At 47.9% G+C, this 14,313-nt stretch carries 15 protein-coding genes; all 15 read left to right on the plus strand.

The features are described 5' to 3' along the window. The first annotated feature begins 11 nt into the window (after positions 1–11). The 15 genes from nuoL (at position 12) to SB752_RS12970 (ending at position 14,275) form a co-directional block, all read left to right on the plus strand. Positions 12–1,934: an NADH-quinone oxidoreductase subunit L gene (gene nuoL / locus SB752_RS12900; protein ID WP_410716031.1), complete on the plus strand. Its 1,923-nt coding sequence runs from the start codon at positions 12–14 to the stop codon at positions 1,932–1,934. Next, positions 1,918–3,459 carry a complex I subunit 4 family protein gene (locus SB752_RS12905; protein ID WP_410716032.1) on the plus strand — a complete coding sequence of 514 codons (1,542 nt, stop codon included), beginning with the start codon at positions 1,918–1,920 and terminating at the stop codon, positions 3,457–3,459. The genes nuoL and SB752_RS12905 overlap by 17 nt, the downstream gene beginning before the upstream one ends. Before the next feature lie 3 nt (positions 3,460–3,462). Then, on the plus strand, positions 3,463–4,989 hold the full coding sequence (nuoN, locus tag SB752_RS12910; protein WP_410716033.1) for an NADH-quinone oxidoreductase subunit NuoN: 1,527 nt from the start codon (positions 3,463–3,465) through the stop codon (positions 4,987–4,989). A gap of 143 nt (positions 4,990–5,132) precedes the next feature. Next, complete coding sequence (locus tag SB752_RS12915; protein ID WP_410716034.1) at positions 5,133–5,363, plus strand: DUF1146 family protein; 231 nt, start codon at positions 5,133–5,135, stop codon at positions 5,361–5,363. A gap of 100 nt (positions 5,364–5,463) precedes the next feature. Then, positions 5,464–6,210: a YwmB family TATA-box binding protein gene (locus SB752_RS12920; protein WP_103109784.1), complete on the plus strand. Its 747-nt coding sequence runs from the start codon at positions 5,464–5,466 to the stop codon at positions 6,208–6,210. A gap of 18 nt (positions 6,211–6,228) precedes the next feature. Then, on the plus strand, positions 6,229–7,554 hold the full coding sequence (gene murA, locus SB752_RS12925; RefSeq protein WP_410716035.1) for a UDP-N-acetylglucosamine 1-carboxyvinyltransferase: 1,326 nt from the start codon (positions 6,229–6,231) through the stop codon (positions 7,552–7,554). 136 nt (positions 7,555–7,690) lie between these two features. Beyond that, entirely contained in the window at positions 7,691–7,969 is a 279-nt protein-coding gene (locus tag SB752_RS12930; protein WP_410716036.1) for a hypothetical protein, read from the plus strand. A gap of 108 nt (positions 7,970–8,077) precedes the next feature. Continuing rightward, entirely contained in the window at positions 8,078–9,091 is a 1,014-nt protein-coding gene (gene spoIID / locus SB752_RS12935) for a stage II sporulation protein D (protein WP_410716037.1), read from the plus strand. Positions 9,092–9,181: 90 nt separating this feature from the next. Beyond that, positions 9,182–9,916, plus strand: a complete 735-nt coding sequence (locus SB752_RS12940; protein ID WP_410716038.1) for a peptidoglycan DD-metalloendopeptidase family protein — start codon at positions 9,182–9,184, stop codon at positions 9,914–9,916. Between the two features lie 563 nt (positions 9,917–10,479). Next, positions 10,480–10,677 carry a hypothetical protein gene (locus tag SB752_RS12945; RefSeq protein ID WP_410716039.1) on the plus strand — a complete coding sequence of 66 codons (198 nt, stop codon included), beginning with the start codon at positions 10,480–10,482 and terminating at the stop codon, positions 10,675–10,677. A gap of 63 nt (positions 10,678–10,740) precedes the next feature. After that, positions 10,741–11,025 carry a sporulation transcriptional regulator SpoIIID gene (spoIIID, locus tag SB752_RS12950; protein ID WP_003388385.1) on the plus strand — a complete coding sequence of 95 codons (285 nt, stop codon included), beginning with the start codon at positions 10,741–10,743 and terminating at the stop codon, positions 11,023–11,025. Positions 11,026–11,105: 80 nt separating this feature from the next. Further along, positions 11,106–12,122: a rod shape-determining protein gene (gene mreB / locus SB752_RS12955; RefSeq protein ID WP_410716040.1), complete on the plus strand. Its 1,017-nt coding sequence runs from the start codon at positions 11,106–11,108 to the stop codon at positions 12,120–12,122. A gap of 6 nt (positions 12,123–12,128) precedes the next feature. Next, on the plus strand, positions 12,129–13,145 hold the full coding sequence (locus tag SB752_RS12960; protein WP_410716041.1) for a flagellar hook-basal body protein: 1,017 nt from the start codon (positions 12,129–12,131) through the stop codon (positions 13,143–13,145). Between the two features lie 16 nt (positions 13,146–13,161). Next, positions 13,162–13,986 (plus strand): flagellar hook-basal body protein, encoded by an 825-nt coding sequence (locus tag SB752_RS12965; RefSeq protein ID WP_410716042.1) that lies wholly within the window; start codon positions 13,162–13,164, stop codon positions 13,984–13,986. A gap of 28 nt (positions 13,987–14,014) precedes the next feature. Beyond that, positions 14,015–14,275, plus strand: coding sequence for a DNA-directed RNA polymerase subunit beta (locus SB752_RS12970; protein ID WP_410716043.1), 261 nt, complete (start codon positions 14,015–14,017; stop codon positions 14,273–14,275). Positions 14,276–14,313 lie beyond the last annotated feature (38 nt).

Raw genomic sequence — 14,313 nt, forward strand, 5'->3', positions numbered from 1 at the left:
GGAGGACAAAGATGGATACTCTCTTTCATTATGCCTGGCTGATCCCTCTGTTTCCGCTTCTTGCTTTCATCGTGATCGTCTCATTTGGTCGCCAGCTGAAAGAAGGAGCGGCCATGATCGGCATTTCGCTGACGGCTGTTTCATTCGTGATTGCGTTGCTTACATTTTGGGTGAGATTCCAGGACGGAGCAGCGGACTACAAATTCGTACTCGATTGGCTGCAGGTCGGCGATATTATCATCAACATGGGATTTGAAGTCAATCAGCTCAATGCCATGATGCTGGTCATCGTGACGTTAGTCAGCCTACTGGTTCAAATTTACTCAAAAGGCTACATGCATGGGGACGAGCGCTTTCCCGTGTTTTATCAGTATCTGGCACTCTTTACTTTCTCCATGCTTGGGCTGGTTATCTCGCCCAATCTACTGCAGGTTTACATTTTCTGGGAGTTGGTAGGTGTCTGTTCATTCCTGTTGGTGGGCTACTACTATTTCAAACGCGAAGCGAAGGCTGCTGCCAAAAAGGCTTTTATCGTGACGCGTATCGGGGATCTGGGGCTTTTCATCGGAATTTGCTTGTTGTTCTGGTGGACAGGAAGCTTTGAATACTCGCAAATCTTTGAGAGTGTAGCACTGGGGCGCTTGGAGCCATGGATGATTACACTCGCGGCGATCCTCATTTTCGTGGGAGCAATGGGAAAATCGGGTCAATTCCCGCTGCACACATGGTTACCTGACGCCATGGAAGGTCCCACACCTGTATCTGCCCTGATTCATGCTGCTACGATGGTTGCAGCTGGTGTGTATTTGGTCGCAGCTACTTATCCGTTGTTCATCGCTTCGGAAACGGCATTGACCGTAGTGGCTTACGTGGGGGGCTTTACAGCGATATTTGCAGCTTCTATCGGCCTCACACAGCGCGACATCAAACGCGTGCTTGCCTATTCTACGGTCAGCCAGCTTGGGTACATGATGATGGCGCTTGGCGTAGCAGGCGCGGCTGGTTATGTAGCAGGATCGTTCCACTTGATGACTCACGCCTTTTTCAAAGCGTTGCTCTTTTTAGGAGCAGGAAGTGTCATCCATGCCGTACATACACAAGATGTATTTGAGATGGGTGGCTTGTGGAAAAAGATGCCTGTAACCGCACTAACCTTTTTGATCGGCTGTTTGGCAATCGCAGGGATCTTCCCGTTTGCAGGCTTCTGGTCGAAGGAAGCCATTTTGGGAGCTGTGTACGGTGCGCACCGTTATGATCTACTGTTTATTGCGCTGTTGGCGGCTTTCTTTACAGCCTTCTATATGTTCCGTCTCTTCTTCCTGACGTTTGCAGGAGAGCCGCGGAGCAAGCATGAGGCACATGAGTCTCCTGCAGTGATGACAGGGCCATTGCTGATCCTGGCCTTGCTTGCAGTCGTAGCAGGTTTTGTGAATACACCTTACGCTCCGATGCTCACTGACTGGCTGCTATCTACAGGAACAGGTGCGGCAATTACAACTGTATTTGGAGACGGAGGGGAGCACGCTGCGGCATGGCTGCAAATCGTAGCGCTTGTAATTTCGATTCTCGGAGTGGTTTTGGCCTATTTCATGTACGGAAAAAAATCCATTCCGTCCGACACCATTCCCGAAGCAATGCCATGGCTCTATCAGCTTTCCTACCGCAAGTACTTTGTCGATGAGCTCTACCATTATGTAATTGTTCGTCCACTGGGATGGCTGGGCTTTATCTTGAACGCATTTGACAAGTATGTAGTGGATGGGTTAGTAGGATTGACGGCGAAGATTACGCAGGGAATCGGGTCCCTGCACGCCAGAGCACAAAGCGGACAAATCCAGTCATACGGAGCTGTGGTGCTGTTTGGATTGCTGCTGCTCATTATCGCTATTAGCTTGACGGCACAGGGAGGTGGACTCTTTGGATTCGGTCACTAATATCCTCTTGTCGTCACTAGTGTTTTCCCCGCTGCTGGCGATCATCATTATCGCATTTATGCCGAGTCACAAAGGTGGAGCGATCAAGCTGGTCGGTATCCTCGGTACCTTGCTACCACTCATTTTGGCTCTGTGGATGTTTGGGCTTTTCAATTACGATACGGCCAATCTTCAGTTCATCGAAAAGCACGCGTGGATATCGATTCCGATCGGGATGGCACAGACAGGAGCGGTATTTACCTTTGACATCGACTATGAGCTTGGTGTAGATGGTATCTCGATGCCGTTGATCTTGTTGACAGCGATTATCGCGACTCTTGCAGCAGTTGCTTCCTGGCAGATTAAAAAGCGGTTGAAAGAGTTTTTTATCCTGTTTCATCTGCTGTTGATCGGGATGCTGGGGGTTTTTGCAGCAGATAACCTGTTTCTGTTCTTCATTTTCTTCGAATTGACGCTGGTTCCAACTTACTTCCTTATTGGAATCTGGGGATACGGAGAGCGCGAGCAGGCGGCAAACAAGTTTCTTTTGTATAACGGAATTGGTTCAGGGATCATGCTCATCGCGTTCATCGTGATTTTTGTCGTGATGCGCACTTTAAATATTGACCAAATTGGTGCCATTCTGACGACACCGGAGCATCCGATTTCAGCGGCACTTACTCCAGAATTCCGCTTTGGACTGTTTATGGCTTTGTTCATCGCCTTTGCGATCAAGCTACCCGTATTTCCATTCCATACGTGGATGCTGAAGGTGCACGTTCAGGCGCCGCCTTCCATCGTTATGATCCACTCGGGGATTTTGTTGAAAATGGGTGCATACGGCTTGCTGCGCATGGGAATCGGCTTTTTTCCTGAACAGGCGTACCAGTTCTCTACGTGGCTTGCTGTGCTGGGAATCATCAACATCCTGTATGGAGCGGTGCTTGCTTTCGTACAAAAGGATTTGAAGATGGTGATGGCTTACTCCAGTATTAGCCATATGGGAATCGTGCTGCTCGGCTTTGCCTCGATGAATACAATCGGGTTTCAGGGCGCGATGTTCCAGATTGTATCGCACGGCTTTATTTCGGCGCTGCTGTTCTTCCTGATCGGCGTCATTTGGGACCGTACCCAGACCTCGATGCTCGACGATTTAGGCGGTTTGGCCAAGTCAATGCCGTTCGTGAGTGGTGTTTTGTTGGCAGGTGGTATGGCGTCCCTCGGTCTTCCCGGCATGTCAGGATTTATCAGCGAATTCTTTGCCTTCCTGGGCTTGTTCGGGCGAATGCCTGTGCTTGCAGCGGTGGGCGCAATCGGAATCGTTTTGACAGCTGCATATTTACTGCGAGCGATCCTGAAAACGACATTTGGTCAAGCACCTAGCCGTTTTACAGGCGTTGCGGATGCGCAACCGATGGAAGTCATTCCGATGGTCGTTCTTTTGGGATGCATCATCTTGATTGGTGTGTACCCGGCAGTACTTGGCAATCCGATGCAACAGGCACTAAAAACGATCGTACCCATCGTCACGGGAATAGGAGGGTAATCCATGGACGCGAAAGATATTTTCTCATATGACTGGAGTTACCTTCTGCCCGAGTTTATCATCCTTGGTTTTGCCACGCTGTTGTCACTGTTAGATCTTTTTGCAGGGAAACGTCTCGGCAAACAGGTGATTGGCTGGCTCTCCTTGGTGGGTGTGGTACTTGCAGCAGTCTTCGTGTTTGTTAACGTAAATACGCTTGATAAGCCGTATAGCTATATGGCGGACATGATCCGCATTGATGACTACGGGAATGCTTTCAAATTGCTCTTCCTGGGCGGTACAGCCTTTGCTCTTCTGATCTCCCTTTCCTATTTAAAGAAAGGGGAGGTACAGCACTCCGGTGAGTATTATTATCTCTTGCTGACAGGTTTATTGGGAGCCATGGTCATGGCCTCTTCGGCCGATCTGATTACGCTGTTTGTTGGCTTGGAGCTTTTGTCCCTGTCTTCCTATATTCTTGTCGGAATGAGAAAAAAATCGTTACAATCAAATGAATCGGCATTCAAGTATGTCGTCTCTGGAGGGATTGCAACAGCGATTACCTTGTTCGGGATGTCGTACATTTACGGCTTGACGGGAACGACCCATGTTTATGAGATTTCCATGCGTTTGGCAGAGGCTGGCATGGCGGGCTATCAGTTCCTTGTTTATGTAGCGTTTGCTTTTCTAGTGGTTGGTTTAGCGTTCAAAATTTCTGCGGCTCCGTTCCATATGTGGACACCGGATGTTTACCAGGGCGCTCCTACACCAATTACGGCGTTTCTCGCTGTCGTTTCGAAAGCTGCAGGTTTTTCCTTGCTGTTCCGCATAGTGATGATCTCGTTCTTTAACGTTACGGACGGTGTAGGACGATTCTTTTTCCAAGAGGGCAGCCTGTACCTTGGCCTCATGGCAGCAGCGTCGATGATTATCGGGAACACCATGGCGATTCGCCAAACGAATGTCAAACGGATGATGGCTTACTCTGGAATTGCGCAGGCTGGCTATTTGCTCGTGCCGTTTGTACCACCGACAACACTCTTTTTCAGTGAAGTAATTTTCTATCTGTTTGCGTACCTGCTGGTCAGCTTTGGGGCTTTTGCCGTCATCATGGTAGTAGCACAGGAGCAGCAAACTGAGGATTTGAAAGGGTTTGCCGGTTTGTATCACAGGTCTCCGATCATGGCTGTCGCGATGAGCATTTTCCTGCTCTCTCTGGCAGGGATACCGGTAACAGCAGGCTTCTTCGGGAAGTTCTACCTGTTCATGGGCGCATTGGCACAGGAGAACTATTGGCTGAGTGCGATTATGATTGTGACCAGCGTCATTTCCTATTACTACTACTTCGGGATTATTCGACAAATGTATATGCGTCCAGGCACGACAGAAGCGAGGTTAGCAGTACCAAAAGGCATCTGGGTATTTGTGCTCGTCATGGCGGTCGCTACCGTATTCTTTGGGGCGTTTCCGGGAGTGGTTACAGACTATGTACAGGCACACTTCAACCCGTCGTTTGATTTTGGAAACATGCTTCCACCAAACTTTCAGTGAGACTCGTAACTGATACGTACTTCATGTACAATAGAAGGGATAGCCCATTTTTGGAGGGCTGTCCCTTTTTCTGTTACTAGAAAGAAGGGAGCCTCACCCTTGAAGAGGCTTCGATAGAGGTTTTCTTACAGGAGGATACGAGCGTGTCACAAGAAATTTACGGCTTTCTGAGCATCATTTTATCGATCGTGTTTATTGGATTGGCATGGTGGGCTCTCCAATCGTTTCGTTTTGAAAAAATAGTAAAGCGGCCAAGTGGCGCACAGGCCAAGCTGTTACAGATTTTCCTGTCCATCGTCATCGGCTATGAGGTATCGCGCTTTTTCCTCGATTACTTGGGCTGGTCCCTTTCATTTGGGAACATGTTCTCGTAATTACCTAAACATCAATTAGAGCTTGTTGGTATATCCACCCATTTTCATGTGCAAAATGAGAAGTACAAAGAGATGTACGTGAAATGGGGAGAGGGTAGTCATGGGGAAATGGTCTGGTTGGATCGTTCTAGCTCTATTGTTTGTCATGGGTGTAGTTTATTGGATGCCTGCGCAGGCGACAGAAGTGAAGCCAGTGGCTGCCCAGCTGCTAGGTGCTTTGGAAGACTCTGGAGCTACAGGATTGACGATTCAGGTGCGTGCCCGTACCGCTATGGGGCAGGTCCTGCATCCGGAAGAAGTCAAAGAGTTGGCGGAAAAATGGGCGAAACAACTAGAGATTCCTTTTCCCAATATCGAGTTCTCGCGGAAAAACAATATCCTTGTGTATCAATCTGCGTATTCGCATGACGACGTACAACTGCGCTATGAGGTTACAGGTGTTCCTAAAAATGGTTCTTTTGACACATATGTAGTGCTACAGTTGTCAGGAAGTCGTCAAACCCTACTATATATTGAACAAATACAGGAAACGTTCGCGAATGCCCTAAGCAAAGCCAACTTTATTCCGCAAATTAGCACTTGTATTCGCGGAATGTACAATGTTAATATGAGTGTTGACCAACAGGAGGGTAAGATTTTGTCGATTTTTAACACCCTTCAGGCAACAGAACTCGAACGTTTGCAAGATGAGACGGTTGTCAGTATTTCCGGGCATACCCCTATGTGGGAACCGTTCATCGCGTTAAACGGACAAAAGATGAACCTGCAGGTAGCCACACATCGTGATAGCAACAATGCTGGAACCTGGGTCACTGTAGGAACACCAATCATCACAGCGGAATATTAGCACGCGGAGGGGTACACATTGGATAAAATTATTGTCCGCGGTGGTAAGGCATTGACAGGGAATGTAAAAGTCTCTGGCGCGAAAAATGCCGTACTCCCTATTATTGCAGCATCTATCCTGGCCGAGGAAGGGACATGCGTCATTTCGGACGTGCCTGCACTCGACGATGTCAGGACGATTTGCGACCTCTTGAAAACGATGGGAATCTCCCTTACATATGATCACGAAGTGCTGACAATTAATGCTTCCAAGCTGACTAGTGTGGAAGCCTCCTATGAACTGGTTCGCAAAATGCGTGCGTCCTTCCTCGTGATGGGACCACTCTTGGCCAGAAAAGGAAAGGCTCGTGTCGCTCTTCCAGGTGGTTGTGCCATAGGTACCCGCCCGATCGACCAGCATCTAAAAGGGTTTGAAGCCATGGGAGCCAAGATCGAGATCGGACAAGGGTTTATTGAAGCAACCGTACAAGGCCGATTGAAGGGCGCGAAAATCTACCTCGATATTGCGAGTGTAGGAGCTACCGAAAACATCATGATGGCTGCTGCTTTGGCAGAGGGTACGACCGTGATTGAGAATGCGGCAGAAGAGCCGGAGATTGTAGATTTGGCCAACTTCCTGAATCGGATGGGGGCAAAAATCCGCGGCGCTGGTACGGGTTCGATCCGTATCGAGGGCGTGGAAAAAATGACTGGATGCACGCATTGTGTCATTCCAGACCGTGTTGAAGCAGGTACCTTTATGGTTGCTGCCGCGATTACGGGTGGAGATGTTTTTGTCGAAGGCGCTATTTGTGATCACCTCAAATCCGTTACGGCCAAGCTGCGTGAAATGGGCGTGGAAGTGGATGAGCAGGAGAACGGTATTCGTGTTCGCCGCAGTGGTGCACTCAAAGCGGTTGATTTGAAAACATTGCCATATCCAGGCTTCCCTACAGACATGCAATCGCAAATGATGGCACTGCTTCTCGTTTCTGAGGGGACTAGCATCGTGACAGAGACTGTTTTTGAGAATCGTTTCATGCACGTGGAAGAATTCCGCCGTATGAATGCCAATATTAAAATTGAGGGTCGCAGCGCAATAGTAGAAGGCGGCTCCAAGCTGACAGGCAGCAAGGTAGCAGCGACAGACCTGCGTGCAGGTGCTGCACTGGTGCTGGCTGGATTGGTATCAGAGGGTGTAACGGAAGTATCTGCCCTGCATCACATTGATCGCGGTTACGTAAACTTTACGGAAAAGCTGCTCGCACTAGGCGCAGACGTGGAGCGATACGTACCTGAAACAGAGAAGCGTGATGCTGCAGTGACGGAAACGGTGAAAGTAAGCTTCTCTCCTAATTTTGCTTGATCAATATGTCAACTAAATGGCAAAAACAAAAAGGCGTGTGAACTGGTGACAGTTTTGCACGCTTTTTTCGTTTGGGAGAGGCACTGGAATCTCTGCCATGATATAATGGACGAAAGCGAGGTGCTTAGTGGTGGAGATGGAAGCTAAAATAGATCTGATCCTGTCGAAATTGGAAGGCTTGGAGAAAGGTCAAAATTCACTTCATCAAGAAGTGGCGAAGATCAAAGAAGAAGTAACCGAGATCAAAGAGGCTGTTTTTCGTTTAGAGGATAGCCAACCTCAAGACATTCGGGCACTACTGGAGAGCATGTCAGGGAAACTAGACAGCTTTAGATATGATATGGAATTTATTGTAGAGAAACAGGCAATGCAAGACATGAAAATCAATCGAATAGAGAAGCGAATCCAGTCATAAATGGCTGGATTTTTTCATTCTCGCTTCCCTCTCATTCTCTCGTTCTATCGCTTGGCGGCTATTCATAAAATGGCTAGTGTCTAGCACAAAGCGGGGAGGATCACTTGCATGAAACGCTATCTACTCATTTGGTTTATCGTATTGCCGATCTTGCTCGTAATGGTACCTGCAGCACTCGTCCATTTCTTTTCGCCAGGGGGAGAGATTGCAGGTCCAGCCCATGTACCTGTCTCAGCTCCGGGCAATCAGGTGACTCAGGAGATATCGTCGCTTCCCATCAAGGTGTATCGCACAGAAAAAAAGGTGGTGGAAACATTGCCGCTGGAAACGTATATAACAGGCGTTGTGGCTGCCGAAATGCCAGCAGAATTCGAGCTGGAGGCCCTCAAGGCACAAGCACTGGCTGCCAGGACATATATCGTGCGTAGGCTGAACGAAGGGAAGTTCGATGATGTGCCAGCAGGGGGACAGGTGCTGGATACCGTTCGTCACCAGGTCTATATGGATGAGAATCAGCGGCGTGAGCGGTGGAAGGATCAGTATGAATGGAAAAACCAGCGCATTACACAAGCCGTTCGGGCAACTGCAGGTGTCGTGCTTACGTACAATGGCGAGCCAATTGACGCTACGTTTTTTTCCACTAGCAATGGATTCACAGAAAACTCCGATGAGTACTGGGAAAAGCCGATTCCCTATTTAAAAAGCGTAGCAAGTCCGTGGGATATTCAATCTCCGCGTTATGAAGAGACCGTCATCAAAACAACGGCAGAGCTAGAAAAGGATCTAGGAGTCAAACTCGCGCAGGAAGCATCTACGAATGGAGCATGGTACCGAATCGAGAGGACGACGACAGGAAATCGCGTCGGGAAAATTAGTATTGGTGGAAAAGAGTTTACGGGAAGGGAGTTTCGCGAAAAGCTCAATCTGAACTCCTCCTCTTTTACGATGGACCTGCGAGGAAACCAGGTGTTTATCACGACAAAAGGGTATGGTCACGGTGTCGGGATGAGCCAGTGGGGAGCAAACGGGATGGCTAAAAACGGAAAGAATGCAGAGCAGATCGTGAAGTATTTTTACCAGGGCATCAACCTGCAGGATTACACTCGTATTTTGCAAGTCTAGTTAAATGTGAGCAAATTTTTACTTTTCCCTACTCTCTCAGGTTTATACGCTAAAATTCTGGCGATACTGAGGGATGAGGTGATGAATAAAATGGAAGATCAAAAAAATCAAAATCAACCGATTCCATTCAAGAAGTCAAGTTCTTGGAAAAAAGTATTGGGTAAGAAGTGGGCTTTTCCCGCGATCTACATCGGAACCGCAGCAATCATTCTCGCTTTTGTGATGTGGTATCAGGGAAGCGTCATGGACACAGTGTCAAAATTGACGAGCGTTAATAATGAGAACACGGCAGTAACAACACCTGCAAATCCTGAGACAACACCGCAGGAAAATCCGTCTGTACCTGTTGCAAGCAGTCCACAACCACTCGCATGGCCTGTAGGAAAAGGAGTTACGTACGATCTGGGGATGAGCTTCTATGATGAGCAAGCCTCCAAGGAAAATCAGCAAAAAGCGCTGGTGAAGTACGACAAATCTTTCTTCCCGCACACAGGTATTGATCTGAAGGCAACAGATGGCAAAAGCTTTGATGTCATTGCTGCTTTGGCTGGTAAGGTAGTGAAAGTTGAGGTTGATCCGCTGGTTGGTAAGGTAGTCGAGGTGGAGCACGCTGACAAAATGGTCACTGTGTATCAAAGTCTGGATAATGTAACAGTCAAACCAGGCGATGAAGTAACACAAGGTCAAGTTCTTGGATCTGCTGGACGCAATGAGTATGAAAAAGACGCTGGCATTCATCTTCACTTTGAAGTCCGCGTTGATAACAAAGCGGTAAATCCAGAGCAGTATCTGGTATCTCCGGAAACTGAAGCGAAAAATCAATAAGTTAGTGAACCACCTGTAAAAGAGATTACTCTTGCAGGTGGTTTTTTGTTGGTGAAAACTGGCTGTGGTGGGGAGAAGAATATTTTCAGGCTTCGCTCTCTGCTCCACCCACAAAACACAAGCTAACGCTCGCGTTTTGCGGGGCCCGGGCTACGTCTAGCGCTGGAGTGTAGACTGTCCGCTCCACGCCGAGCGGCGGGGAATCGCAGAAGCAGTAGCCGCTACGCAGCGTGAACAAGTTGCGATTCTGTTTCCCGCCGCTCGGCGCTCCGCTAAGCAGGACTTCACAAGGAGCTGCGCCTGGAAATATTCTTCTCCTGCGTAGCTACAGCATTTTAAAAGATCGGATAGACCTTAAGACTTTTTCAATGTTTGCAAGCATATACATTGAGGTCGGGGAGTTTTGAATGTAAAAACTTCTGTAGCACGACCCTACAAAAATATTTTTCTTTTAACTGATCGAAGAAAAACAACTGTAACGAAAGAGAAGCCGATTTCCAGGCGAGCGACTAGCGAAGTCCTACCCAGCGGAGCGACGAATCGCGGGAAACAGGAACGTAACCTTGAAAAACGGCGTAGCGGCTACTGCTTTTACGTTCCCCCGCGAGTCGTTGCGGAGCGGACAGACAACACTTTCAGTGGGACGTAGACCGGAGCGGAGCCTGGAAATCGGCTTCTCTCCACTACGCCAAATCCCCCAAGTGGTACAAACTGTTGAAAAAAGATGGGGCCGTGCTGGCTTGTCAGGCTTGGAAACGTAGAATATGTGTCCGCACCCACCCATATATTGTATCAGACAATGTAGATACAAGGAGGCGAGTGACGTGCACGACTACATCAAAGAGCGGACCATCAAAATCGGCCGATATATTGTAGAGACGAGAAATACGGTTCGGATGATCGCCAAAGAGTTCGGTGTTTCCAAAAGTACAGTGCACAAGGACTTGACTGAGCGGTTGCCTGAGATAAATCCAGAGTTAGCTAACCAAGTAAAGGAAATTCTGGAATACCACAAAGCCATCAGACATTTGCGTGGCGGTGAAGCAACCAAGATCAAGTACAAACGTCGTAGTAAAAAAGTGCGTGTTGAACAGGAGGAGAGCGTGTAAGAAATAATTTCCTTGTCCTCTCACGTAGAAGAGCCTATGATATTAGATAGAAATGTAACTGGTAACAGGGAGGACCTTTCATGTTTGGCAAAGATATCGGAATCGACTTGGGGACGGCCAATGTTTTGGTTTTTGTGAAAGGCAAAGGCATTGTCCTAGATGAACCATCTGTCGTGGCTATAGACAGTTATACACGGAAAGTATTGGCTGTGGGGAATGAAGCACATCGTATGGTGGGGCGCACCCCGGGTAACATTGTGGCGATCCGACCTTTGCGAGAAGGTGTTATTGCGGACTTTGAAATCACAGAAGCCATGCTCAAGCACTTTTTGACCAAAATCGGTGGGAAAAGCATGTTTGCACGTCCACGTGTATTGATCTGCTGCCCGACCAATATTACATCAGTTGAGCAAAAGGCAATTCGTGAAGCTGCAGAACGCAGTGGTGGAGCGCGAGAAGTATACATTGAAGAAGAACCGAAAGTAGCTGCAGTAGGCGCAGGCATGGATATTTTTCAGCCGTCCGGCAACATGGTAGTTGATATTGGTGGAGGTACAACTGACGTAGCGGTACTGTCTATGGGCGATATTGTGACGTCTTCCTCCATCAAAATTGCAGGAGATACATTTGATGTGGCCATTATGCGGTACATAAAAAATAAATACAAGCTGCTGATTGGTGAGCGAACGGCTGAAGATATCAAAGTTCAGATCGGAACCGTATCCGGCGGGCGCCAGGACGAAATGGACATTCGTGGTCGAGACATGGTAAGCGGGCTTCCGCAAACAATTACCATTCAATCGGGCGAAGTCCAAGAAGCCCTGGCCGAGTCGGTTAGTGCTATTGTACAAGCATCAAAATCTGTTTTAGAACGAACACCTCCGGAGCTTTCTGCCGATATAATTGATAAGGGTGTTTTCCTGACCGGCGGCGGCGCTCTTTTGCATGGCATCGATCAAATACTGGCAGACGAATTGAGAGTTCCAGTATTGGTAGCGGACGAGCCAATGATGTGCGTAGCGAAAGGAACAGGAATGATGCTGGACTACCTCGATAAGGTACCAGCGCACCGGAATAAGCGGTTATTCAGGGGGTAAGATTACGTGATTAGAGGCTTGTATACGTCTGCGTCAGGAATGTTGGCCCTGCAGAACAAGCATGAGTCGCTCGCAAACAATTTGGCTAACATCAACACACCAGGCTTCAAACAGGACCTGGCGTTGATGCGTTCTTTTCCAGAGCAATTGATTTCACGTGTTAGCGATAATACGGGGCCAGATATTCCGGGAATCCCTAACATGGGTGGACAGGCTGCCATGATCGGCCGATTGAGCACGGGGATATACATGTCGGAGGCGCTCCCTGTCTTTACGCAAGGGGATATCGAGGAGACGCATAATCCGTATGATGTAGCATTGTTGGACAACATTCAGCCGGATGAGGATGGTAATGAACAGCGCTTGTTTTATAGTGTTGCCCGGATCGATGACGTCACGCAACCAGCAGATGGCGAAAATATTCGGTTCACGAGAAATGGCAACTGGAGCGTGAACGCGGAAGGATATTTGGTTACGGGTGAAGGGTATTACGTGCTGGATAATGCCAACATGGCGATACAGGTCAATAAAAATCCGGATACCGCAGCTGCAGCTGTTAATGAAAATGCCGGAAAAAACCTGAAGATTGATGATAAAGGTAAATTGTGGATTGAATATCTAGAAAACACACCAGGTCAACCAACGGAAACGAAGCTGGAAGAACTGAATGTGACTCTTGGATTGAATGTCATTGCAGATCCATCCGGGAAGCTAGTGAGAGAAGGCTCAGATCGTTACCGCCTGGATGGTCAGTATGATGTCGATAACGATGTTGTGAAAATAGAGACGGCACTTCAAGAGGACATTGATGCACTCACAAATAATGTCTACGATGTCCCTAAAGTAAGAGGCCGTTACGGAGTTCAACAGGGCTGGCAGGAACGTTCAAATGTTGACCCTGCTCAAACCATGACGAGTATGATGAGTGTGCTGCGCGCCTATGAAGCGAATCAAAGAGTCATTACTACGATTGACGGCACGCTGGAAAAGGCTGCGAACGAAATTGGTCGAGTAAGCGGATAATAAGGAGGGAAACAGGATGCAATCTTTAAATATTTCCACATCAGCAATGCGGGGAATTCAGCAGGCATTTGATAATACAGCCAGTAATCTTGCAAACTTGGATACGATTGGTTACAAGCGTCGGCACGCCTCTTTCTCCGAATTATTATCTGATTCGATGAATGAGCAGCCGAGAGTAGACAATCAAAATCGTAATACACCTTTTGGGCTGCGAGTTGGCAGCGGTGCGCGTCTAGGACTTACGAAACTGGATCTTGGTCAAGGAAATGTTAAAATTACAGATGTTCCAACAGATGTTATGATCGAAGGCGACGGCTATTTTGCTGTTAGTCGTCAAACGGATAATAACAATGAAGACTTTTTCCTGACACGTGATGGTAATTTTAAAATAACGAAGCATGTAGGCTTGAATCAATTTGCTTTAGCAACGGCATCAGGTGACTATGTTTTGGATAAATACGGAGTGCCGATTACTCTGACTGATCCAAACGAGCCGATTCGAATTGAAGCAGATGGCAAGGTTTACAATGTTGATGATGAGACTCCAATAGCGGAGATTGGCATCTGGAAAGTAAATAACCCGGATCAGCTGCAACAAGTAGGAAAAGATTTATATGATGCAGACATAGACGATCCAATTAAACTAACAGATAAATACGCAGACGCTGTGGTTGAAGGAATCGCAACTGTGCGTCAGGGCGCATTGGAAGGCTCCAATGTCACTATGACAGAAGAAATGTCTCAGCTGGTCAACATACAGCGCGCTTTCCAGTTGAACTCACGGGCAATCGGAATTAGCGATCAGATGATGGGTATTGCGAATTCGATTAGAAGTAGGTAATCCAATCGGCATGACGGGGGAGAGAAGAATGGAACGAGAGAAGGGACAACGTTTCCCGCGTGATACCCAAGAGGCTAAAGCTAAAACTAAGGCGAAAGTGCGTGAACGGAGCGGTAAAAACTGGAGAATTACGGTAGCCAAGATCGTGTTGGTCCCTCTCCTGCTCTTTTTCTCACTGGTTATCGGCCTGATGATCGGCTACGGTGTGGTCGGGCATAAGCCAGCTTCTGAAGTGCTTGATATGGGTACATACAAACATATGTGGGACTTGCTTTTTGCCGAGACATAAACGAGGAATTAGCAGTCATGATTGCCAGCCCAACCGAT

The organism is Brevibacillus sp. SIMBA_040 (assembly GCF_046535075.1).
In the GTDB taxonomy this organism is placed as follows: domain Bacteria; phylum Bacillota; class Bacilli; order Brevibacillales; family Brevibacillaceae; genus Brevibacillus.